The organism is Cytophagales bacterium (assembly GCA_019456305.1).
GTDB lineage: Bacteria > Bacteroidota > Bacteroidia > Cytophagales > VRUD01 > VRUD01.
The window spans coordinates 1-25304 of sequence record VRUD01000067.1; the positions used below are offsets into that span (position 1 = coordinate 1).

Here is a 25304-nt window from a genome sequence, read left to right on the forward strand (position 1 = left end):
AATGTTGAACTTACCACCAATGAAATATAATAAATAGAATCAGTTTTATTATTACTGGTATCTGTATTGGAAAACGTATGGCAAGGATTTTCACTCGTATCTGTAATACCGTCTCCGAAATCCCAGTCATAGAAATCTTCGCCTAAGGATAAATTGAAGAAACATACAGCAAATGGATGACAGCCTATACCTGAGGTATCCGGGGTCATTGTAAAGCCGGCACTGATCTCAGGATGTACAACGATGGTGGTGCAAATCGTGTCGGTGCAGCCATATTGCGTTTTTGCGGTCAGGCACAAGGTATGGAATTTTGTAGTGTCTGAAAAATTGGTATAAACGTGATCAAAAAATGCTGCTGTTGTATCATCCACCGGGCTTCCATCCCCAAAATCCCAGCGCAATGTATCATAACATTTTGCAAGATTGGTAATGGTAACCGTTAAAGGACTGCAGCCTGTATCAGGAATCGCAGTAAACCTGGCAACCGGTTTAGGATGCTCAAGAATAGTATCTCTTGCTGTATCTGAACCGCATCCAAAGATGGAGCTTACTACCAACTCTACGATAAAAGTTGAATCTAAACAAGCAACGGTATCTGTATTGGAAAATGTGTGGCAAGGATTTTCAGTAATATCGGACGTCCCATCACCAAAATCCCAGTCATAGAAATCTTCGCCTAAAGATAGATTGAAGAAACATACAGCAAATGGGTGGCAGCCAATGCCATTTGTATCAGGCGTCATTATAAAGTCAGCATCTATTTCAGGATGTACGCAAATTGTGTCTGTAAGCATATCGCTGCATCCATCATTGTTGAATACGATCAATCGCAGTATATGACATTTTGTTGTATCAGAATTGTTGATGTAGGTATGGATGATAACAGCCGAAGTATCATAGCTTAACGGACTTCCATCCCCGAAATCCCATATCACGCTGTCTTCTCCAACGGACAGGTTTGTGATCGTAACAGTAAACGGGCTGCAACCCGTATTGGTGTCAACACTAAAGATCGCTGCCGGCTTTGGATGGACTACTATTGCAGCATAAGCCGTGTCTATACAGATCGGAAATATAGCAGTTGCAATTAACCGGACGGTATAGATACTGTCATGGAAAGTATTTGAAAGATTAAGAAATGTATCGGTGGGTTCAAAAGCAGCGCTTGTATTTGTATTCCCAAAATCCCATGCATAAGTAGCAGCGCCTAATGAGAAATTCTCAAAATTAGCTATATAAGGATGGCAGCCAAAGGTATCAGGCTGAGTAGAAAAGATCGCAGTAACCTCTGGTAAAACCGTAACCGATTTACAAAGCGTATCGCTGCATCCTTCATTATTTACAATTCTCATACATGGAGTATAAAACTGCGGGCTTGTTATAACAACATTGGTATACGTATGATAAAGGGTGTCATCATTTGGAGTTACTTTAATCGTATCATTATCCCCAAAATCCCAATAAAGACTATCCGCCCCGCAACTTGTAACTATAAGCGTAGTATTCAGCGGTGAACAGCCAAATGAGGTTACGGTAAAGGTATTGATAACTGGTTTCGGATACACTACCCTGCATTTTACAATAGTATCGCTGCATCCAAATACAGAGGTGGCTATCAATGTATCACAGAAAGTTGTATCTGAAACGCAAGATGCGTTTAAAAATGTGTTAGTAGGATCTTTAAGTGTAGAAGTATCTCCATCCCCAAAACCCCAGTAATACGTACTTGCCCCTGTTGATTGATTGGTAAAGATTACGGTGTAGGGATCACAGCCCGTAGTATCAATATCATCATCAGTGCTGAAGTTGGCAGTGATCTCCGGCTCTACCCGTATTGTATCTGTAAGCGTATCTGTGCAGCCATATTGTGTCTCTGCGATCAACCGCAATATGTAATTGACGGTGCTATCGGTGGTATTGCAATAGGTATGAACGATGGTGGTTCCTGTATCTGTACTAACCGGACTGCCGTCCCCAAAATCCCAGGTAAGCGTGTCAAAACCGGCCGATAAATTGGTGATTGTAACTGTAAAGCAACTGCAGCCGGTATCATTATCTACAGTGAAGTTGGCTATTGGTTTTGGGTGAACCAATACACATTTAACAACAGTATCACGGCTGTTAAACTTTGAAACTGCTATTAGCGTAACACAGAATGTCGTATCATTTGTGGATGAAGAATTCAGAAACTGGTGAACAGGTCTGTCATTTTTGTTATAAGTTGTATCTTTTCCACCATCTCCATAATCCCAATAGAATGTATCTGCTCCGGCTGATAAATTCACAAATTCAACTGTAAACGGATGGCAGCCAAAAGAATCAGGCAGCATGGTGAAGTCTGCATTAATAACAGGGTGTACAGTGATTGGAATGCAAAGCGTATCGGTGCAGCCAAATTGTGTTTGGGGATATAAGCACAAAAGATATACAACCGTGCTGTCGCTGTTATTAATATAGATATAATCAAAGTTCAGAGCAGTAGTATCATCCGTATTTACATCGCCAAAAACCCATAATAAGCTATCATAACCTAAAGCGCAATTACTGATGTTGATCGTTAAGGGGCTGAATCCTTCGGTAGTATCAACAGTAAAGCAGGCAAAAGGCTGCGGATGGACTAAAATGGTATCGCGAGCTGTATCGGAACCGCATCCGAATTTGGACTTTACGAATAATTCAATATAGTAGATACTATCTGATGTGAATAAAGAAGTATCCCCATAGAAAATATGTGTTGGGTTTACAGTTGAATCTATAAGAGAATAATCGCCATAGTTCCAAAATGAAGAATCATCTCCCAAAGATAAATTAAAGAAATTCACCGTTAAAGGATGACAGCCAACGGAACCAGGGGTCAGTGTAAAATTTGCAAATATTTCAGGATGAACTGTGATCGTATCAATCAGCGTATCACTGCATCCATCGTTGTTTAATACAATTAACTTCAATATATGAAATTTTGTAGTATCAGAATTGTTGACATAAGTATGTGTAGTTACAGTTGATGTATCATTACTAACCGCGCTTCCATCCCCAAAATCCCAGATCACGCTATCTACACCTAATGAGTTATTGGTTATCGTAACCGTTAACGGGCTGCATCCCTGGTTTGTATCAACGCCAAAATTGGCAAGGGGCTTGGGATGGACTACTATACATTGTGTTGCAGTATCACTACAAATCGGGAATCCGGTTACGATCAATGAAACACAATAAATACTATCATGGAATGTAATTGAAGGATTACCAAAAGTATGCGTTGGGTTTGTATCATTAACAACAGGAGTTGCATCACCAAAATCCCATCTATATGGAGGCGCAGCTGGTCCCTCACCAGTAGAGTTATTCTCAAAATTAACGGTATAAGGATGACAGCCAAAGGTGTCGGGTTGTGTAGAAAATATTGCTGTAACCTCAGGCAAAACTGTAACCGATAAACTTCTTACACTATCACATCCAAAGTTACTTTCTACTACCAACGTAGGCTGAAAAAAAATCGGGAGGTTTGTAGTATTTGTATAGGTAAAGGACTGAAAAAAACTCCCCGTGTCAGTAAAATCATCGCTTCCATCCCCCTCATAATCCAGGTTATAAGTGAGTGGGAGTGATCCGGTAGCAGAACCTAAAAGTGTACTGTTAAGTGGTGTGCAGCCGAAGGAAGTTGCAAAAAAGGTACTGATACACGGTTTGGGATGCACTAATATTGTATCATAAGTAGTATCGCTGCAACCAAATGGCGAAGTAACTATGAAGGTTACATAAAAATTAGTATCAAGTGTGCATGAAGCATTGGTGTACGTATGCAAGGGATTTTGAACTGTGTCGGTTACAGCATCACCGAAAACCCACTGGAAAGTATTTCCGGAGTCCGGGAGGGTCGCATCAAAGAACTGAACAGTCAATGGACTGCAGCCCGTATCGGGTATAGGATTAAAATTGACCACCAGGTCGGGTCTCACACATATTTGCCGGGAAAAAGTATCGGTACAGTTGCTGGTATTCTGAACAATTAATACCGTGTTATAACAAACCGTTGTATTGGAAGTGTTTTGATAACCATGTATAATAACTGTGTCTGTTGTTATTGTATCACAAAAACCATCACCATAGCAAAAAATATAAACAGAATCTACCCCCGTATTAAAACTATCAATGGTCACAAAAAACGGAGGACTACAGGCAATCGTATCACTTACCCTGAAATAAGCCGTTGGCTTTGGATATACGATAATTGTTTTTTGAACGGTATCAGAACAGAAGCCCGGGTAATCCACGACCAATTGTGTGATGAAGGTATCGGTTGCGTTTGCAACTCCAACATTGAAGGTATGGGTTGGATTTTGTAAATTAGACTGATTACAGCTTGGTTGGGGCGTACACACTGCATCCCCAAAATTCCAGTTGTAATTTGCCGAATCATAGGTGTTTACTGCTACAAAATTAACAGTCCACGGTTCACAGCCTATGGAATCACCGGTAAAGGCTGCTATCACACTTGGAAAGACCGTTATTGGAAGTGAAAATGTATCTCTGCAGCCCTGTGCATTTTCTACAATGAGTGTAAGAGGGTAATATGCATTATTATTTGAAGTGTTTACATAAGTATGCGTAAAACAACCGGTTGTTGTAAATGTGTCTTCAAATACAGGCCCTATATCACCATACGACCAGTAGAAAGTTTGTACTCCTATACTGTCAGGGCAAATTGTAACCAAAAGAGGCGTACATCCGGTGTCAACGTCAACAGTGAAATATGCAATAGGTTTTGGGTGCACAAATATACATCTTGTAGCAGTATCCGTACAACCGCCATCTTCAAACCTGGCTATCATGGTAACGGTGTAACAAGTATCACCGGTAGAAGTATTGGTGTATGTATGTGTAAGCTCAGTAATAGACGGCTCGTTTCCATTCCCTGAAATCATTGGAGGACCGTCACCAAAATCCCAAATCAGCGTATCCAATGCAGCGGTGTCAATGCCGGTGAAGGCAAAATTAACCGTCAACGGACTGCAGCCTGTATCGGGTGTTGCGATAAAATTGGCATTAAAAACAGGGAAAATTGCTATTGTTACAGAAACTGTATCTGCACAACCATCCGGAGAGGTCACATACAGGGTAATTGTATAAAATTTAGTAATAAAATCTAAATTTTCAAATTGCTCACATGGATTTATAGCAGTACTGGAATCTCCATTGCCAAAAACCCATAAATAAGATAATGGCGCCTTACCAACAGAGGTATTCGTGAAACAATAGGGTACAGGACTGCATTGATCTCCTGACGTGGTATAGGTAAATCCGGCAACTGGCTTTGGATGTACAGTAACTGTGTCGAATAAAGTATCAGGGCATAGCAATTTTGAATTAGTAATAAGCCTGAAATAATAAAAAGTATCACTAATAGCAGAAGAATTAGTATAGGTATGCTGTGGAAAAGGATCTAAAACCTGGTTTGTAGTATCCTGATCTGTAATATTCATCGTTGAGTCACCGTCTCCCCATAATATATCCCATATTACGGTAAAAATAGATGAATCAAATAATGTTACGTTTAAAGGAGAACAACCTGAATCTGGCAACGTATTAGCTTTTGCCGTAGATGCCCTGTCGTTGGTTACCGTACCGCATATTGTTATTTCGCAACCCGCGACAATTTGTGTTAAGCATAATGTATATTCACCCAAGCTATCGTAAGTATGCCAGATCGTATCAAGTGGGTTCCATAAAGTACCCGTTACAGCAGTGTCATCAAGAGCATAGAAGCTACCCCCCGGAAAAGGACTGGAAGGGGCAGTAACAGTACCTCCACTGGCGTATGGATCTCCAAAAATAAATGTATAATCCTGGATCGTATCAGGTGAAACAAATGCAACCTGCATTGAATCATATCCTGTGACGCGTAAACATTGTTTAAATGCAGGAGTAAAAGATGCAAATGCGGTATCATCATATATTTCTTGTTTTTTAATTGATTGTATTGTAAAAATTGTATTAGGGTCAGTACCATTTTTGCATGCCGAAACATGATAAGGTACACCAGGCGGATTACCGGTAAGACAGGTCGGAACACCACTGCCCCATGTAGTTGGGCTTATTACATCACAATCAATAAAAACACTCATTCCGCTGGGGCAGGGAGGAGCTGTGCAAATAAAATTTACCAGCGCAGCATTTTCGTCCATATATACCCAAAATTCAACACAATTAAAATTTGCTGCTACAGCACAGCAACAGGAATTTCTAACCAACGGGGGGCTATTCCAAATACTATCAGGGTCGCCTCTCAGGTCAACAATGAAAGAAGGTACATCTTTATGACAAAAATTTGGAAAGGGGTAGTTAGGGTCACCGGTACAACCTACCATTCCATTGGCATTATAGCTGCTCATTAACAGGAAAAACGGAAGTAATATATACCTGAATAGGAGAGGAACTTTGCTGAAGATAGTGCCGGTCATTTTATAGCCCGATAAATATGATGGTTTAGCTTGCTTCATATACAATACACCCACCCTAACCCTGGTCTATTGGGTTTGGAGGGGAACTAAATTTAGGAACACAGCGCTGTTTTAGCGACCCTCCGAACGAAACACGGAGTCTTATGAAAAAGGATATCATTAAGGAGATTCCTGTTATTCGTTTGGAGTGGTAGTAAATATGCTAAAAATAGTATACGTTTATTAACAAAAAAGGGCTATAAAAGTTGCACTTTTTTTAGTGTCATTCCGAGTGCAGGGCCGTGCAAGGGGTGGAGCGAACGAGGAATCTCCTCAATATTTTCTGTCATTCCTCGCTCGCTCTTACGCCCACCCCACCCCGCACCCGGAATGACAGGTGTCTTTAATGGAATGGTGATTAATATTTTTATATTTGCAACATGAGAGATCATAATTACTTTGTTTACATACTCACAAATAAATACAAAAATGTGCTTTATACCGGAGTAACCAAAAGAAATGAAACCACTAATTACACGAATTACACTAATTAATAATTACACTAATTTAATTTGTGTAATTCGTGTAATTAGTGGTTTCATCCATTGATCTGACAGGTGTGATCAGGAGATTCCTCGTTCGCTCTTACGCCCAGCCCGCCCCAAATTCGGAATGACAATTATTTTTATAAAAAAAAAGTAAAAAAAATTGTTTATTAAAAATTATACTTAACTTTGTGCCCCAATTAATATTAAACCAAACTATTTTATTACCATGAAAAAGACCATTACTAAAAACAGAGCCATTATATGCGGTAGTTTTATTGCAGCTATGCTGCTGTCAAACTTCGGCTTTGCACAGCAAACAATTATATTTGAAGATTTTTCTACAGCGGTAGTTTCTACACCGCCAGCCGGATGGGATACCCTAACACAAGCATGTGATCCCGCTTTTGATATCTGGCGATTTGATAATCCTTTTCCAAGGGGTTTCAGCGCCCCAATTGCTGTACCTTTTGCTATCTTTGACAGCAAATACAATGATTGCCAGCATCCAGTTGCTGCATGTTGCGGTATTATTTGTAGTTGTTTTTTGGGAAGGAGAGTAATTCTGGAATCCCCTGTTTTTAATGCGTCTTTACTTGATACTGTATGGCTTAGATGGGATCAAAGCCTACAGATAGGCGCAGGTGATAGTATAATTGTTGATGTATTTAATGGAACTAGCTGGGTAAGAGTATGGGACACATTATCCCCTGGTATGGGTACTCCTTTGGATTATTCAAAGTTATTCAATATTTCAGATACTGTTTCAGGAGTTTCGAATGCACAGGTAAGATTTATATTTTCAGCGCTAGCATCAGGCGGTGATTACTACTGGATAATTGACAATGTTGAGATTTCAGCGACATCTTCATTAGATATTGCGCTAACCAACGCTTCCTATTCTCCTCAATATACCATTGTACCTCTTTCACAGGTACAACCAATCTTTTTTGATGCAGAAGTTACTAATATAGGTGTTGATAGTGCTAAAAGTGTAACTGTGAATTTAGAAACAAACTTAACACCTTTTGATACTATTACCCTGGGCGATCTAAATACCACAGGCCAAATCGGAACCGGAACTTTCACTAAAACTTATACGCCCGGTGCTATCGGTACAAAAACTTTTGATTTTATGGCAGAGGTTGCCAATGAGCCAGTGGCTTTTACCGGTGATAACTCAATGACCAAAACGCTGGAGATCAGCGACTCTGTTTATGCAAGGACTGATGGAACTTTTGATACAATTAATTGGTGTGCGTTTGGGTGTATGGCAATTATGGGCAACGTATTTGAGGTAGTTAACACCGATACGATCACATCTGTATCAATTTTCCTTGATGCACCTGCTACGGGGGATACTACACGTGTTTTAATTTACGATTTCAACACAATACCTTCAAAATCATACGCCCCTGATAATTTTATTGTTAGAACGCTTGACCTCGTTATACCCGGTGTTGCTTCTCAATGGTACACGCTACCGATCAAAGGTGGTTCGTACGTACTAGATACAGGAACCTATTTGATCGGTGTATATGAGCGTGAAAATAGCCCTGGAATTAACATTGGATATTCATCCCCTTTACATATTGATAGTAATGCATGGGTGTGGACGTTTTTTGACTCTACCTGGTATCCGGTAGAAGATCCTTTTTGGGCCAACTGGACCGGAATGCACCTGATCAGAGCTAATTTCGCGACCCCGCCACTTCCTCTCGTAGGTACAGTTTCAACTATCACAATACCTTCCTGTGTAGGTGATTGCGATGGAGAGGTAACCGTATCGGTAAGCGGGGGAACACCACCCTATACTTATTGGTGGAATGATACTCTAAATCAAACCGATACGATAGCCGACAGCTTGTGTGCAGGAACTTATATGGTTGTTATTACAGATGCACTTTTTGATGTTGATACTGTAATGGTCGTTGTCAATGCACCTCTTCCCATTAGTCTTACTGTTACGCAAACTGCCTCAACAATATGCAATCCCGGGGATACGGTAACGCTAACTGCAGGCGGCACAGGAGCGCTAAGCTATAGCTGGTCTCCTAATTATAATATAAGTGCAACAAGTGGCGATACTGTGGATGTATATCCACTTGTAGATACTACCTATACGGTAATAGCAACAGATACCATTTTTGGTTGTACTGATACAACCACCGTAAGCGTGACTATTAGCGCTGTTCCTGCAGTAGCAGGTTTTACAGCAGATGTTACGCAGGGTTGTGATTCTTTCACCGTTCAATTTACCAATACCTCCGGGTTTGCCATAGGACAGATGTGGACATTCACAGGTGGAAATCCGGCAAGCTCTATTATGCCGAATCCTTCTGTAATATACAACACTCCTGGTAGTTATGATGTTACATTAAAAGCCCTGGGATGTGCCGGTGATGATTCAATGACGGTGTCTGGATTGATCACAGTAGGTACGGGTGTAACCGCTGCACTTACTACGGATGCTGCTGGTGATTCGGTTGTAATTAATGGAACCGTTGTATTTACAGATACTTCTTCATTAGGAGCATCAACATGGAACTGGAATTTTGGTAATGGAGCTACGCCTCTTACAGCCAATACACAGGGACCTCATACAGTTTCTTATGACTCAGCTGGACAATCCGTAATTGAATTGATCGTTTCAGACGGAGGATTTTGCGCTGATACCACACTTTCTTATACATTAACTGTTTATCCAATGGTAGGTATCAATGAATTAGCTGGTCTCAAATCCTTAATTCTCTCTCCAAACCCAACTACCGGAGCATTGAATATCACTTATGACATTAATGAGCTAAAACCAACTTCAATCAAAATTTACAATGTGATTGGTGAGCTCATCACTGAAATAAGCAAGCCTGGCGTTTTGTTGAAAGGTGAATATAACTTTGACCTTTCAGCTCAGCCGGATGGCGCTTATTTCGTAAAAATTGAAAGTGGTGATCGTGTGGTTACCAGGAAAGTGAGTATAATTAGGTGATTAAGTGATTATGTGATTATGTATTTTAACAATTTAATTATTATTAGTATTATGAAAAAATTTATTCTTAAAAACCCAGCGATTTTATTCGCGAGCTTTGTACTGGCGCTATTGCTGCCGGGCTTGAGCTTTTCACAGCTTTCAAACGTATTGAGTGAAGATTTCTCCACGGCTGCAGATTCAATGCCCCCGGCAGGATGGGATACAACATGGGTTAATGGTAATCCTACTTATGATAAGTGGCGATTTAATAATCCTACTCCAAGGAGTTTCAGCGCCCCAATTGCTGTACCTTTTGCTATCTTTGACAGCAAATACAATGATTGCCTAAGTAGCTGTATCCCAAATTGTATCTGCCTTATCGCTAAAGAGGTTATCCTTGAATCTCCTCCTTTTGATGCTTCATTGCTAGATACTATCCGGCTTAGCTGGGATCAGAGTTTCTGGATAAATACAGGTGTTACTATCATTGTAAAAGCTTACAACGGTTCAGCATGGATAACTGTGTGGGATACTATGGCAAGTATGGCTTCTCCCGTAGATCAACAAAGAGCAGTTAATATTTCCTCAATTGTTGCAGGAGCTTCAAATGCAGCAGTAAGGTTTGTATATACTACAACAGTATCAAGTGATTCATACTGGATCATTGACAATGTAAAGATCGATGCAACATGTGCAGGGCTGCCAATTGCAAATTTTTCATCAGATTCTACCCAGGGTGTCTGTTCCCTCAACGTCCAGTTTTCCGATTCTTCTACCAATACTATTGGATGGAGTTGGACATTCGGGGGGGGAACACCTGCAAATTCTACCGCACAAAATCCAACAGTAACGTACAGCACTCCGGGAACTTATGATGTTACATTAACAGCTTTCGGCTGTGGTAGTGATAGTAATACGATTACTAAAACCGGACATATATTTGTAGATGTTTGTGTTGGTATCAATGAATTAATTGGTTTTGAGTCGTTAACCGTATCTCCAAATCCAACAACGGGAGAATTAAATATCACTTATGATATCAATGAGGTAGTACCAACTTCAATCAAAATATACAACGTGATTGGCGAGCTTATTACAGAAACAAGCCAAACTAACGGTTTATTGAATGGTAATTATAGCTTTGACCTGGCTGCACAGCCGGATGGCGCTTATTTTGTAAAAGTTGAGAGCGGAGATCGTGTTGTTACCAGGAAAGTGAATATAATCAGGTGATCAAGTGATCAAGAGATTCAGAACTGCTGACCTGTCGTAAAATAAAATGTCATATTAAGTTGGCAATTGGCAAAAGGCAGTTGGCAAGTACACATTTTGCCAACTGCCTTTTGCCAATTGCCAACTTTTTTATTAAAAGAAGAATTTTCATATTCTGCAAAAAAAAGGGATTTTTGGAAGTCCTGATTGTGTAGTAGAAATTCTTTCCCCGTCCTCTATTGAAGTGGATAGGTATAAAAAAATGGCTCTTTATGAAAGATTTAAGATCAAAGAATATTGGATAGTAGATGTAGCAAATAAAGCTATTGAGATTTTTACATTGGAAGACGATAAATATAAGATTTTTTCTTTTGCTGCTGAAAAAGGAATTATAAAATCAAAAGTTATTAAAGGATTTAAAATTGAGATATCGGAAATTTTTGGATCATTAATGAAAAAACCAAAAACTATGAACTAAAAAATGTAAGGGTTTATGCTGTTTCCTGTTGTCAATCTAAATTGGTTGTTGGTTGTTGGTTATTTGTTATAGTTTTTTAGTTTTTGGTTGTGGTTTTTGGTTTTTTGGTTACTGGTTGTCGTTGAGCATTAGAAATCTGGGAAGTGCATTCGTTCCTTTCATTAAAATTGTGTATAGAAAATACTCCCACTTATCCAATATTTACAGGTAGTATTCGTGCCACCACTCCAGCCCTTGATCCGGCAGAATGGCGGCACGGTAGCTTAAATTCGGAGTTACTTATATTGGATAGAATGATAATATTTCCATTTCTTTTCACCTTTTTTGATGTTGTAAAAGTCAGGGCAGGGGATGATGTGATCCTTTCTTTTTGGTCGTCTTGCCTTATCCCGCCTGGGATCAAATTCATAAGAGAGCGATAATTCATGGGAGCCTCCTGTCGAAGGCGCTAATTGAGATATGGTGACGTCATAGCTGTAGCCCATAATAAAATGCTCGTATTTAAAACCAAGCAGGAGAATAACTGCATCATGGTTTGCATATCCTTTTTTATAATGCTTGAAGGGTAAACCCCTGTACCATACAAATCCCAACATCACAGGATCATAATGGAAATACGCTCCTACATCCAATTGGTCAAATTTACCCTGGGCCTTATACAAAATAACCGGGGAAATAGTTGCAGGTCTGTTTGTGTTTTTGATAGGAATATTAGCGCCAGCATGAACTGAAGTTTTAATGGGCAAGGTACTCTCTGCCTTTAACAATGATTGATTTGGTGTATTGAGATGATGTGCTGCTACTCCCAACCACAATTTTTTAGAATATATCAAAAATCCTGTTGAAATATCAGCATAATTAGTTGCTTCAACGTATTGGTTGATATAACTTCCTGTACTGCCATCATTTTCAAAGGAGCTGCTGAATTTAAGCTCGTTATAGTTAATATCACGAAAAGTATATCCAAACTGCAATCCTGGTTTGAATATTATTTTTTTTGACAGATCTATCTTGTAAGAATATAGCAGGTTAATGTCGGTTGAAACAAGGCTGCCGCTGCCGGATTTATCAGTGGTAAACAAAATTCCAACGCCACTATTATAAATATCCAGGTTATGGTCAAAAGAGCCGGAGTATGTTACATAAGATCCTGGGATTGAAGGCCACTGATTCCTGTAATTCAAAATGATCCTGGATTGGCTGGCGGTTCCTGCAAAGGCAGGATTTAGGTATAGCGGTGCTGCGTAAAATTGGGAAAATTGCGGGTCTTGAGCTAGACAATTGATCCTGATACTCGGGAGTAGTTGGCAGCAGGCAATTATAAGCAATATGATAATAATTTTTTTCATAGCAATTGTCATTGGTCATTAGTCATAGTCATTAGTCATAGTTATAGTCATTGTCATCTTTGCCCTCAGATCCATCGGATGGCACAACCCACATACAAGCTGAGCCATCCGATGGTGGCCAACCCCAGTCATTGTCACCGAAGCAACGTAACATTCCCCACCCCTTTATACCTTTCTCCATTCATAAATTCCGCACCAATTTTCCATACATATACGTCTTGCTTGCTCAACTCACCCCGGTAATATCCATCCCATCCGGCATCGGCATTTGTTGTTTCAAATATTAATTCTCCCCAGCGATTAAATATTTGCATCTTATAGCTTATAACTCCTGAAGTGAGGGCAATAAATATGTTATCTTGTGGTTGTTCGGGAGCAAATGCATTCGGGATCAGGATAAGTCCTCCCTTTTTTGCCAGGACTTTTTTCGTTAGTGTATCAGAACAACCGTATTGGTTCCTGGCAATTAGTGTAATTATGTATTCACCGGGAAATGTATAATTGTAGTAAGGATTTGCTTCATCCGAAGTGACGCCATCTCCAAAATCCCATAGATAACTATCTGCATTCTCAGATAGATTAATACAATGTACAGGTTCTGCAGGCAGGAAAACGAATTCAGGATTAACTACAAAAGCAGCTATGGGCAGCTCATGCACCACAATAATATTTAGTTTGGTTAAAGTATCCTGTCCCCCTGGTCCATAAGCGATTAATGTTACCGAATATGTACCTTTATCATAGTAAGTATGGGTAGGATCTTTTAATAATGATGTAGCGCCATCTCCAAAATTCCATATATAAGAATCAGCGTAAAGGGTATTATTGATAAACGATACGGTCAAAGGCCTGCAGCCATTGCCAAACACATCAAAGTCAGCTACCAGACAACGCTGATTAATAGTTATTGTGTCTGAAATTATACAGCTATTGGCATCACTTATTTCAACCGTATAGGTTCCTGCACATAAGCTTGCTATGTTTTCAGAAGTAGCGCCATTTGACCATATATAAGAATATGGGGGTGTACCGCCTGTTACAGTCAGGTCAGATGCACCATTACAGGCTCTGTTACAGATTACATCAGTACCTGCTATACTTGCAGTTAATCCTAATGGTTCACTGATAATAACTGTATCAGGGATCACACAGCTGTTAGCATCAGTAATATCAACAATGTAGGTTCCTGCACATAAGCTTGCTATATCTTTAGAGGCAGCTCCATTAGACCAGGAATATGAATATGGAGTTGTACCACCGGAAACGGTCAGATCAGCTACTCCGTCACAGACCCCATTACAGCTAACATTCGTTCCGGCTATGCTCGTATTAAGTGCAACAGGTTCACTAATGTTCACACTGTCTGAGATAGTACAGCCGTTTGAATCAGTGAGATTAACTACATATAATCCCGGACACAATGCTGATATATCCTCTGTATCTGAGCCATCAGACCAGGAAAAAGAATAAGGCATAGTACCTCCGGAAACCGTCAGGTCTGCTGATCCGTTACAGTTACCATTGCAGCTTACGTTTATTCCAACGATCGTTGCAATCAATTCGGGAGGCTCGGAAATCACAACAACAATTGTGGAATCATCACATCCGATACTATTGGTTACGATTAAGGTGTAAGTTCCTGGAGCAAGTCCTGTTACCCAGTGCCCTGTCAATATTATTGAATCCGGACCTATCCATACATAACTGTATGTTGGAGGGCCCCCTCCGGTGATTTGCACCGTTGCTTCACCATCATCTTCACCATAACAGCTTACATCTATCACTGAAAGGTTCTTTACCGTCATTGGATTATTGGGCTGGTTGATATTTACATTTTTTGTTTCTACACATCCATTAAGGTCTGTGACGGTCACAGTATATGTACCGGCACTTAATCCTGTTGCTGTGTCAGTGGTTTGGGGAGGGTTTGTATTCCATAAAAATGAAAATGGCGGTGTGCCACCTGTAGCATTTGCAATCGCCTGACCATCACTTCCATCATAACAGGTTACATGGCTGGGAGGAGCGATATTGACATTTAACTGTTTAGGTTCATTGATAGTGACATTCGCTGTGGCAATACAGCCATTGGCATCTGTAACAGTGACTGTATAATTTCCTTTATCCAGTCCTGAAGCTGTTTGACCGGTTTGTGCGGGATTAGTGTTCCACAAATAAGAATAGGGAAGAGTTCCTCCTGTAACGATCACTGTTGCCTCCCCATCATTTGCACTTTTACAACTTATATTTTTAACAGAATCAATGTTTGCAGTTAAGCCATAAACAGTTATGCAAAACGAATAAACCTGTGATCCTAAAAACGGACAATTATCATCAACAACTTCTACCGTAAAACAATGTGGGGTATTACTGATATGGCTTGTATCCGGGGTCCAGCTAAAGGAGCCTGTTGGCCTTACACCTCCTGATATTGAGAAGCTTGCACCAGGTATCCCCTGGTTCCAGCTTAGGGTTAATGTTTGTGCAGTATCAATGTCGTAGCTGTTTGTAGAAAAGGTGATCAATTGTCCTGCACAGGCAGATGCGGAAAACGACCCGGAACTATCAATACCATCCAGCCAGGGAAGATTATTGGCATTTGGACAATCAATCACCCTAACCTGAATATCGCGAATTACACTACCAATGAACACACCGTTTCTCCATTCTTCAACTTTGACAGCTAAAACAGTTACTTCTAACATGGCAGGCGTCATACAAATATCGCCTGTAAGGGGATCAATAAATAAAGGTGGTGTAGAAGTAAGAGGATTTACAGCAGAATAACCGCTAAAATAATCCACAGTATCACCTGCACCGGGGCCTGTTGAAGGTGTGATCAAAGAGTAAACCAAAGAATCACCATCGGCATCAGTTGCTCCATGATTGAAACAATAAGATTTTCCTATGCAGATAAAAGGCACGGGATTATTTGAAAACACAGGAGAATTATTACAGAATACCCAGGTATTATCAAGAAGTGTTTCAACATGAATATTTTCCGAACCGGGATTGTTAATGGTCGTGATATCATAATTTCTGCAGCATAAACTATAGCTCAAAACCCAGTCGCTGCATTGGGCTGGTAGAATAACCACTCCCTGATAAATGTATTCTTCAGCGCCAGGATAACTACCTCCGCTGCATACTGTCTGGTAGGTAGTACATATCGGGGTGATTTCTTTTACAGAGACGAGACTAAGGCTTTCAACAAAATTCTGGCCGCAGGATACTGAGCTGATATTCACCCCCGGGCTGCCAGGGGCATTAATTCCCGCACAATCCCTGTAAAAAGCAAGTGTGATCTGAAAAGTATCTGCTCCCAGGCATTCATAGGTAAGGTCCATACCCATCGAATGCGTAGCTTGAGCATCGTAATTTTTAAAGCAAAAGAATGCTAGCAATAAGATATTTGCAATATGAATGAAAATGTTTTTCATATTATTGTGTCAATCTGTTCATATATTCGTGTGTTCACGTGTTCACGTGAGCACTTGAACACTTATTTAGAATTTAGCAGTGGGTAGTTATTTTTTAAATTATACTTAGCTGCGGGCACTATCAGGTCATTAGGTCTGTGGATTTTCTTCTTCTCACTCATATTGGATTTATGTCTCCATAATATCACAGTTCCTGTTCCCCTGTATTTTTCTCCACCCATATATTCAGCAGCTATTTTCCATTTATGAACACCTTGTTTGCATAATTTCCCCTTATAAAGTCCATTCCAGCCCTTATCTTCATTGTTTGTTTCAAATAATAATTTGCCTTTCTTATCGAATATTTTCATATTAAAGCTGATAATCCCAGAGGTAAGAGGTACAAGTATGTTATTTTTTAAACTTTCAGGCGTAAAAGATTTCGGAACAAAAACGAGTCCACCTGTTTTTGCAATGACTTCTTTTGCAACAGTATCGCTGCAGCCATATTGGTTTGCAGCAATTAGAGTAATTGTATATTCACCGGGGAGAGCATAATAATGTTGAGGTTCTTTTTTATCTGAAGTGGTTTCATCACCAAAATCCCATTGATAGCTGTCAGCTTTTTTTGACAGATTTAAACATTGAGCCGGTTCATCGATCAGGAAAACAAATTCGGGATTGACCATAAATTCAGGAGTTGGAACCGGATAAACATTAATTAATTGCATTTCAACTACTGCGTTGTACCCGCCAGGCTCAGTAGCAGTTAAGGAGGCCAAATAAGTGCCTTCTTCATAATAAGTATGTTTTGGATTCTCCTGGTTTGAAGTAACACCATCACCAAAATCCCAGGTGTATATAGTTGATCCTGTTCCTTTATACAGTTCGTTTATGAACCAGATGGTATGTGGCGCACATCCGGATTTCGGACTCGTGATTTCATCCAGAGTACCCGGGAGCGGATTGTGGGGTAAAGAAGCAACAAAAGCAGGTGCTTCAATAGAAATATTATTTGTTGCGATCAGGGATTTACATTGTTTGTTTTCCAGGTATTGAAATTTACTCCGGAAGATCTTTTCACCTGCTACATTATTTCCCACGGTAACATTATATGATATGGAGAATTTATTTTCAGGCGGTAATTTGATCCAGATTATTTCAACTTTTTGATCTTTAAATTTAAATTTTCCTTTTTCTGTTTCGATTGGTGTTACTGTAAAGCCTGATGGCAGTTCCTGCTGAAATTTTCCAATGCGTTCGTTGTTGCCTTTATTAATTATAACCTCAACAACAAATGCTGAACCGGGTTCTGCTGAAGCAGGAATGTTTAGTGATATGTTGGTATTCTCCTGGTTATTTGCCTGCCCTTGGGCAAAAGGTAGAAAAATAAGAATGATAAAAGCGCAAAGCGCATAGCGAAGAGCGCATAGCGAAGAGAACTTAGAGTTATACTCTCTGTATTCTTCACCTACGATTATAGTCTTTAGTGTTTTCATGGTATAATTTTTTTGGTGATATGCTATTTTACGGGCTTTGTGGAGGGGAGGGTTTAAATAGATTTGTAAATGTGTAAAAATGCGTAGGTATAATTACTTAGGTAGTAAATAGTAGACAAGCAGGGTGTTGGGTAGTGGGCGCTTGTATGAAAAAAAACTCAATTGAAAACAAAAAAAATGCCATCCCGCCTGTCCCCCCGAGTACTCGGGATGAAACTTAGTGTCTTGGTGTCTTTGTGCCTTCGCACCGAAGTTCAGCCTACGTAGCCAAAGGCTACTTTGGCGAAGTATGTTGCTTTGGCACACCGGTGTGGCAGGTTTTACATTTTATTATGTTTGCTCTTTCTCTTATCCGGATAGCATTCTTTTCCAAACATTCCTTTTACATTCTGAACTTTCATCTCAATAAGTTTTCCTCCGGCACTTTTACTTCCTTTACCACTGCCGCTACCGCTGCTACTGCCACCCCGGGTGTTTATATTAAGTGCAATAGCGTTTTGAGGCATAGAGGGTATTCTTTTATTTGCAGTAAAATTTTTTTTCTTTTTATTTATAACGCATTGAAATTTACAACCTATGAACAGCACTTCAGAAAAATCTTTGTAAACTTTTATTCTATAGGATATCTTAAATGAGTTTTGTTCCGGAATCCGCATCCATACTATTTTGATCTTTTGATTTTTAAAAGTAAACTTTCCTCCATGTGTTTCAACGGGTAATGCAAAAAAACCTGGTGGTAGTTTTTGTTCAAATCTCGCCATTCCTTTAATGGAACCTTTACGGATCATTATTTCAATGATAAACTCAGATTCGGGGCTTTTTAATTGAAAATTGATCCCGGGTACTCGTAGCACTGCCTGCCTGCTACTTTGTTTTAGCAGGCAGGCGCTATAAGAATAATTTATCAGAACAAGAATATAAACAATGAATATCAGAAGTTTAATCCCTGTATAATTGGCGTTATTTCCTGTCATTGATTTTTTCACTTTGTAAATATTGTGAGAAATATTTATATTAATGTAATTTTTATTTGCAAAATCATTTACTTTGCCTCCTTAATATTTGCAAATTTAAAAAAAAATGATTTAAAAACACAATACTATGAAACGTCTATATTTTAAATTTACTGCCTGCCTGCTATCAGGCATGGTTTGTTTGCTGGTCTTATTGCTACCGGCTTGTGAAAGTAAGGTAAGCTCAGAAGAACCATCTGATTTTCAATACTTATCAGAACAATTTGCAGACCTCCAGATACTCCGATATAAGGTACCCGGTTTTGAGGAGCTTTCTTTGCAGCAAAAAGAGATGCTTTACTATCTCTATAAGGCAGCATTATCGGGTAGGGATATTATTTATGACCAGAATTATAAACACAACCTTCTTGTCAGAAGGACACTTGAGGCAATTGTAGAAAGTTATTCGGGTGATAGAGAAACAGAAGAATTTAACAAATTCATGGTTTATACAAAAAGAGTATGGTTTTCTAACGGCATTCATCACCACTCCGGAGCTAAAAAATTCCTGCCAGACATTACGCCTGAATATTTTTCACAATTGGTGAAAAACGCTCTTGAAAATAAATTCTCTCTTCTTGAAACAGTTGAAGAAGCTGACACAATTCATAATTTTGATCTTTTAGATTTAATTCTTTTAGAAGGTGAAACGATTGAGGATTTCATTGAAAAGCTGATCCCGATCATTTTAGATCCGAGAGTTGACGTAAAAAGAGTGAACCAGAATCCTGATGTTGACATGATCACATCATCAGCCAACAACTATTATGAAGGGGTAACGCAGCAGGAAGTTGAGACCTATTATCAAAATGTTATTGATAGAAATGACACAACTCCCGTTTCCTATGGCCTTAATTCAAAGCTTGTTAAAGAAAATGATCAGATCAAAGAAAAAGTGTGGAAGATAGGTGGAATGTACACCGAAGCTATTGAACAAATTGTTTACTGGCTGGAAAAAGCTTCTTTAGTAGCAGAAAACGACCAGCAAAAAATAGCGCTTGATAAATTAATTGAATATTACAAAACCGGTGATCTCAGGAAATTTGATGAATATAACATTGAATGGGTTAAAGATACGGCTTCAAGGATAGACCTGGTAAATGGATTTATAGAAGTGTATGGTGATGCGCTCGGGTATAGAGCAGCTTATGAATCTGTAGTATCCATAAAAGATTTGAAAGCAACAAAACGTATTGCTGCTATTGCCAAAGAAGCCCAATGGTTTGAAGATAATGCTCCTATCATGGAGGAACATAAGAAGAAGAATGTAAAAGGCATTTCTGCCAAGGTGATCACTGTAGTTATTGAAGGGGGTGATGCATCTCCTTCCACTCCTATTGGTATCAACCTGCCGAATGCTCAATGGATCAGAAAATATTACGGCTCAAAATCAGTGAACCTTAGCAACATCAAGGCTTCATACAATTATCTCACAGCTCATGGCGGGCAGGTTGAAGAATTTTACTATACCCGGGAAGAAATGGAAAGAGCTAAGAAACATGATGTTCTGGCAGATAACCTGCACACCGATTTACATGAAGTAATAGGCCACGCATCCGGTCAGCTTGAACCTGGCGTTGGCACTCCAAAAGAAACGCTCAAAAATTATGCTTCCACACTTGAAGAAGGCCGTGCCGACCTGGTTGCATTATATTACTTTATGGATGAAAAGCTGGTAGAAATTGGCGTGATGCCTTCATTAGAAGTTGGTAAAGCTGCTTATGACGATTATATCAGCAATGGTCTTATGCAGCAATTAAAAAGACTCGAAGAGGGGGATAACCTCGAACAGGCACATATGCGTAACAGGCAGATGGTTGCAAAATGGGTTTATGAAAAGGGTCTTAAAGAAAATGTTATTGAGAAAATAATGAAGAAACAAGGTAAACAAAAAACATATTTCGTAGTCAATGATTACCAAAAGCTCAGAAAATTGTTTGGCCTGTTATTGCGTGAGATCCAGAGAATCAAATCACAGGGTGATTATGAAGCCGGGAAAAACCTTGTGGAGAATTACGGGGTAAAAGTGGACCAGCAATTATTAAAAGAAGTAAAAAAACGATATCGAAAACTTGGTATACCTCCTTATTCAGGATTTATCCAGCCTAAGTTGGTCCCTGTATATGAAGGGGAAAAAATAATAGACGTAACAATTGAATATCCTGATGATTTTACAGAGCAAATGATGGAATATGGGAGGGAGTATTCGTTTTTGCCCTATTATAATTAGTTCTTAGTTTATTGGTTTGTTTGTTATGGTTGGGTGGTTATTAGTTTTGGTTTTATGGTTTTTTAGTTTTTGATTTTGCAAACAATAATATCCTGGTTCAAAACCTGATTAGTAGTGGGTTGCAATTATAAAAAACTAACTAACCAAAACCATTAACCAACTAACTAGAACTTTTAACTAAAAAACCAATAACTAATTTTTTTTCCATATCTTTGTACCCCGTTAGTCAATTTACGATATATGATAAAACACAGAGAGCATGGAGCGTAGCGCAAAGCATCCATCTCCATGCGCCATGCACTAATCGTAAATCGTAAATAGTAAATCGTAAATCGTTCCCGAATACTCGGGATAAATCGTAAATGACAATGGGTTCTCCAAAATACATCTTTGTAACAGGCGGTGTTACCTCATCATTAGGAAAAGGGGTCATCTCAGCATCGCTTGGAAAACTCCTGCAGGCAAGCGGCTTTTCTGTCACCATCCAAAAATTTGACCCCTATATAAATATCGATCCCGGCACGATGAATCCTTATGAACATGGAGAATGCTACGTAACAGATGATGGCGCTGAGACCGACCTGGACCTTGGCCATTATGAACGTTTTTTAGATATTGCTACTTCCCAGGCAAATAATGTTACAACTGGCAGTATTTATAATACTGTAATTACTAAAGAAAGAGAAGGGGCTTATCTCGGTAAAACAGTACAGGTGATACCGCATATAACTGATGAAATAAAAAGGAGAATGTTTCTTTTGGGAAATACAAAAAAATATGATATAATTATCACAGAAATTGGCGGCACGATCGGTGATATTGAATCGTTACCCTTTGTAGAAGCAGTAAGGCAGGTAATCTGGGAATTAGGCCATCATAGCGCCATAGTGATCCATCTTACCCTTGTCCCATTTTTAAAAACGACTGGGGAATTAAAGACTAAACCCACGCAACATTCTGTTAAAACACTTCTTGAGTCAGGGATACAGCCCGATATTCTTGCTTGTAGAACTGAACATCATCTTCCGATTGATATTAGAACGAAGATAGCGCTTTTCTGTAACGTGCACATAGATTCTGTAATAGAAGTCATAGATGCTGATACGATATATGATGTACCAATGCTAATGAAAAAAGAGAAATTGGATGTAACAGTGTTGAAAAAATTAAAATTACATCGCAACAACAAACCAAATACAGAACAATGGCAGCGTTTTTTAAGCAAAATTAAAAATCCAACCAAAGAGATCAATATCGGGCTTGTAGGTAAATATGTTGAACTTCGGGATGCTTACAAATCGATCGTTGAAGCTTTTACGCACGGAGGGGCTGCAAATGAATGTAAGGTGAATATTAAATGGGTACAATCAGAACACCTGCTGAATGGCCTTTCCACCAATCACACCTGCCCGCCAACCAAAAAGCAACATCAAGGCAGGCGGGAAACCAAAGCAAGGCAGGCGGGTACTACGAATAACTTTTTTGAAAATGTACATGGAATACTGGTTGCTCCCGGGTTTGGTGAAAGAGGTATAGAAGGGAAGATAGAAGCAGCAAGATACGCAAGGGAAAATAATATCCCATATTTAGGTATCTGCCTGGGTATGCAATGTGCAGTTATAGAGTTTGCCCGGAATGTATTAAATTTAAAAGAGGCTGCTACCACTGAAATAACACCTGATACGCCTGATCCTGTGATAGATTTAATGGAAGAACAAAAAAATGTGACTAAGAAAGGAGGTACCATGAGACTTGGAGCCTATCCATGTGAGTTTAAAAAAGATTCAAAAGCTTATGCTGTTTATGGAAAAGCAAAGGTCAGTGAGAGACACCGGCACAGATATGAATTTAACAATAAATACATCAAAAAATTTCAAGAGGCTGGAATGTTAACTCCTGGCATCAATCCGGATAACAAGCTCGTGGAAGTGATAGAGCTAAAAGATCACCCCTGGTTCATAAGTACACAATACCATCCCGAACTAAAAAGCACCGTTCTTCAACCTCATCCGTTGTTTGTCGGGTTTATAAAAGCAGCAGTTGAATATGCAAAAAATAATTAAATAAATGGAACAATCAATAGATAAAAATTATATCACCGGCATCGTTCTTATTATGGTGTTGTTTATAGCATATTTTTGGTTCTTTTCACCAACACCTCCACCGGTTGACCAAACCATTACAAGCGATTCAACCTATGCTCCCGGGGAAAAAACTACCCTGCGTGATGAAGTGGGGACGCAGCCACAAATAGCAACTTCTAACCCTTCCGATAGCTATTGGAACCAACAGGATACGCTCAAAAAGCATTATAAAGAGCAATATGGCATCTTTGCTGTTGCTGCTGAAGGAGAAGCTAAAGATATAATTATTGAAAACAAACAAGTTAGGATCACCTTAAATACCAAAGGTGGCAAGGTTAAGGAAGTAATGCTAAAAGAACATAAAACCTACAACAAAAAGCCACTGATCCTCCTTGATGAACAAAGCAGTACAATGGCATTTGAATTTCAAACAAATGCTGCTGCTCGGATTGGTAATCCGAGCAGCAGTAGCAGGACCGGAATTGTTAACCTAAGTGAATTGTATTTTAAAACATATGGTGAAAATACCTTTGTAAATAAAGCTGAAAAATCCATCAGTTTAGTGCTTAACATTTCCCCTAATCAATATATTGAGCAGGTATACACTTTACCGGAAGAGGGTTATTTGCTTAAACTTCAAATTAAATTTATTGGTCTTGACAATGTAGTTAAAAATGAACCTGTTAAATTTTCCTGGACTGACAAGCTAAAAAAAGTAGAAAGTGACCTGAAAGAAAGCAGGTATAAATCAACGTTAAATTATTACTACAATGATGGAGATTTTGACTATTTAAGCGAACGTTCAGATGACCCGGAACAAGAGCCGCTTGATAAACCCCTCAAGTGGATCTCTATGAAGCAGCGGTTTTTCTCTGCGGCTTTTATCTCAGAAAATTATTTCCCAAAAGGTAAAGTATCGAGCTATATCGACCTGGCAGATTCCAATACCGTAAAAACACTTATTGCAAGCTTAGACATTCCTATAGAAGATCTCAAAACGGGAGAAGGCAGGTTCAAATTCTATTTTGGACCCAACGATTACCACATTCTTAAAAACGTTACAGCGGGCTTTGATAACAATGTTGATTTAGGCTGGTGGTTCATCCCATGGTTTAATAAATTACTCATCATACCTGTTTTTAACTTTTTGGAAGGCTATACAAGCAATTACGGTTTAATTATCCTGCTTTTAGTATTGATCATCAAAACGCTGCTTTTCCCGCTTACTTACAAGTCGTATGTATCTATGGGGAAAATGAGGGTATTAAAACCGGAAACAGACGCGATCAAAGAGAAATACAAGGATGATATGAAAGCCGCACAGCAGGAACAGATGAAACTTTTTCAGAATGTTGGTGTTAACCCGCTCAGTGGTTGTATTCCTATGTTAGTCCAGATGCCCTTCTTTTTTGCCATGTTCTTTTTCTTCCCTAATTCCATTGAGCTAAGGCAGGAATCATTCCTATGGGCTCACGACCTCTCTACCTACGACTCTATATATGATTTACCCTTTACAATTCCATTCTATGGATCGCACATTAGTTTATTTACAATCCTGATGACAATTTCTACCTTGGTATATACTTATATTAACAGTCAAGCTATGAGCTCGCAGATGCAGGGACCCATGAAAACAATGCAGTATATCATGCCCATCATGTTCCTGTTCATACTCAATTCCTTCTCTGCTGCCTTAACCTATTATTACTTTCTACAAAACCTGATCACCATAGGCCAGCAAATGATAATCCGCAGGTTTGTGGATGATGAAAAGATAAGGCAAAAATTAGATGACTATAAAATTCAGCATACTACTAAGAAAAAATCAGGGTTCAGACAAAAAATAGAGGCAGCTGTGAAAGGAAAAAGTAATGGTTTGAGTTTTAAGGAAAGGTATTACCAGGAGATGAGGAAGAAGAAGGATAAGAAGTGAAGAAGGTTCAAGGTCCAAAGTTTAAGGTTCAAGGTTGTGGGTAAAGATGACTAATATAGCGTTTCATAAAAAGGATAACATTTAACCTATATTATTCCTAAACTTTAAGATGAAACAAATAAAATCCCAAA

10 protein-coding genes and 2 pseudogenes are annotated in these 25304 nt (G+C 39.2%); 7 read left to right on the plus strand and 5 right to left on the minus strand.

The features are described 5' to 3' along the window. Nucleotides 1-6500, minus strand: a 6500-nt coding sequence (locus FVQ77_13360) for a hypothetical protein (GenBank protein MBW8051302.1), incomplete at its 3' end; no start/stop codon positions are given. Nucleotides 6501-6880: 380 nt separating this feature from the next. Here FVQ77_13360 and FVQ77_13365 point away from each other — a divergent pair. The 4 genes and pseudogenes from FVQ77_13365 to FVQ77_13380 all read left to right on the plus strand — a co-directional run bounded on the left by FVQ77_13365 (nt 6881) and on the right by FVQ77_13380 (nt 11646). Further along, a pseudogene (locus tag FVQ77_13365) lies at nt 6881-6952 on the plus strand (GIY-YIG nuclease family protein). A gap of 262 nt (nt 6953-7214) precedes the next feature. Next, a complete protein-coding gene (locus tag FVQ77_13370; GenBank protein ID MBW8051303.1) occupies nt 7215-9974 on the plus strand; it encodes a T9SS type A sorting domain-containing protein in 2760 nt (919 codons plus the stop codon). Nucleotides 9975-9992: 18 nt separating this feature from the next. Then, nucleotides 9993-10847, plus strand: a pseudogene (locus FVQ77_13375) (PKD domain-containing protein). 493 nt (nt 10848-11340) lie between these two features. Next, on the plus strand, nt 11341-11646 hold the full coding sequence (locus FVQ77_13380) for a Uma2 family endonuclease (GenBank protein ID MBW8051304.1): 306 nt from the start codon (nt 11341-11343) through the stop codon (nt 11644-11646). A gap of 275 nt (nt 11647-11921) precedes the next feature. Here FVQ77_13380 and FVQ77_13385 read toward each other — a convergent pair whose 3' ends face one another. The 4 genes from FVQ77_13385 to FVQ77_13400 form a co-directional block, all read right to left on the minus strand. Then, on the minus strand, nt 11922-13007 hold the full coding sequence (locus tag FVQ77_13385; GenBank protein MBW8051305.1) for a type IX secretion system membrane protein PorP/SprF: 1086 nt from the start codon (nt 13005-13007) through the stop codon (nt 11922-11924). A gap of 122 nt (nt 13008-13129) precedes the next feature. Continuing rightward, nucleotides 13130-16435, minus strand: a complete 3306-nt coding sequence (locus tag FVQ77_13390; GenBank protein ID MBW8051306.1) for a PKD domain-containing protein — start codon at nt 16433-16435, stop codon at nt 13130-13132. 62 nt (nt 16436-16497) lie between these two features. Then, nucleotides 16498-17913 carry a PKD domain-containing protein gene (locus FVQ77_13395; protein ID MBW8051307.1) on the minus strand — a complete coding sequence of 472 codons (1416 nt, stop codon included), beginning with the start codon at nt 17911-17913 and terminating at the stop codon, nt 16498-16500. A 320-nt stretch (nt 17914-18233) separates the two neighbouring features. Next, complete coding sequence (locus FVQ77_13400) at nt 18234-18899, minus strand: hypothetical protein (protein ID MBW8051308.1); 666 nt, start codon at nt 18897-18899, stop codon at nt 18234-18236. Between the two features lie 160 nt (nt 18900-19059). On the opposite strand from FVQ77_13400, the gene FVQ77_13405 reads away from it, so the two are divergent. The 3 genes from FVQ77_13405 (at nt 19060) to yidC (ending at nt 25173) form a co-directional block, all read left to right on the plus strand. Further along, nucleotides 19060-21156 (plus strand): dihydrofolate reductase, encoded by a 2097-nt coding sequence (locus FVQ77_13405; GenBank protein MBW8051309.1) that lies wholly within the window; start codon nt 19060-19062, stop codon nt 21154-21156. Between the two features lie 368 nt (nt 21157-21524). Further along, entirely contained in the window at nt 21525-23219 is a 1695-nt protein-coding gene (locus FVQ77_13410; GenBank protein MBW8051310.1) for a CTP synthase, read from the plus strand. A gap of 16 nt (nt 23220-23235) precedes the next feature. Beyond that, nucleotides 23236-25173: a membrane protein insertase YidC gene (yidC, locus tag FVQ77_13415; protein ID MBW8051311.1), complete on the plus strand. Its 1938-nt coding sequence runs from the start codon at nt 23236-23238 to the stop codon at nt 25171-25173. The last annotated feature ends 131 nt before the right edge of the window (nt 25174-25304 follow it).

Excerpts from the sequence above, each read along its gene's own strand:
- FVQ77_13385 (MBW8051305.1), bottom strand. The coding sequence starts at position 13,007 with ATGACAATTGCTATGAAAAAAATTATTATCATATTGCTTATAATTGCC.
- FVQ77_13410 (MBW8051310.1), top strand. The coding sequence starts at position 21,525 with ATGGGTTCTCCAAAATACATCTTTGTAACAGGCGGTGTTACCTCATCA.
- FVQ77_13405 (MBW8051309.1), top strand. The coding sequence starts at position 19,060 with ATGGTTTGTTTGCTGGTCTTATTGCTACCGGCTTGTGAAAGTAAGGTA.
- FVQ77_13395 (MBW8051307.1), bottom strand. The coding sequence starts at position 17,913 with ATGAAAACACTAAAGACTATAATCGTAGGTGAAGAATACAGAGAGTAT.
- FVQ77_13390 (MBW8051306.1), bottom strand. The coding sequence starts at position 16,435 with ATGAAAAACATTTTCATTCATATTGCAAATATCTTATTGCTAGCATTC.
- FVQ77_13370 (MBW8051303.1), top strand. The coding sequence starts at position 7,215 with ATGAAAAAGACCATTACTAAAAACAGAGCCATTATATGCGGTAGTTTT.